This is a genomic window from Bacillus sp. 05T31, from assembly GCF_056396725.1.
Genome location: NZ_JBFTMA010001222.1, coordinates 1 through 659 on the forward strand (window position 1 = coordinate 1; position 659 = coordinate 659).

1 protein-coding gene is annotated in these 659 nt (G+C 33.1%); it reads right to left on the minus strand.

Features of this window, described 5'->3' with window-relative positions; all coding sequences use genetic code 11:
• Nucleotides 1-71: 71 nt before the first annotated feature.
• A partial coding sequence (locus AC1DJR_RS32570) for an ABC-2 transporter permease (RefSeq protein ID WP_477004522.1) occupies nucleotides 72-659 on the minus strand: 588 nt, incomplete at its 5' end.

The window sequence follows — 659 nt, forward strand, 5'->3', positions numbered from 1 at the left end:
ATAGAAAGGAAACATCTTCTTCTGTAAGAAAAACTCCTTCAAAATCAACTGTTGCATATGAATTCCCCTCTCTATAAATCACGCGTTTCATAAATTTTAATTGTAAGAAACATAGAAATGATATAGACACTAGCTAATATAATTCCTCCAAGTATAAATACACCAATATGCATTGGATTCATAATCCACTCAATGAATGAAGGTGCTGTTTCATTTAGCCCATCACTAATAAATATCCAAARGATTCCCCCCACTCCTATTGATGCTGCTGATACTATACTTCTTACTACCTTCGATTTTGTACCATAATAACTAGGGAAAAACGTGACAACCAAAAATACGGCGTAAACAACTCCATTTATTACTTCATACCACGGAATTTCAATGTATAGATTAGGATGATATGCACCGATATCACCAATGACCACAATGCCTCTTATAAGAAAAACAACTAGCATAGTAGAGATCATGCCACCTACAATGAATATTGCACTGGAAATATATCTAGCAATAATGATATCCTTTCGACTTACTGGTAAACTATTTATAATAATGTCACTTTTATTACTTTCATCCATAACGATTAACGTCATAACAGAGGAAAGGGTTATAAATAGACAACTCATCGAAAATAACAATTCACCACTTGGCTCTAACAT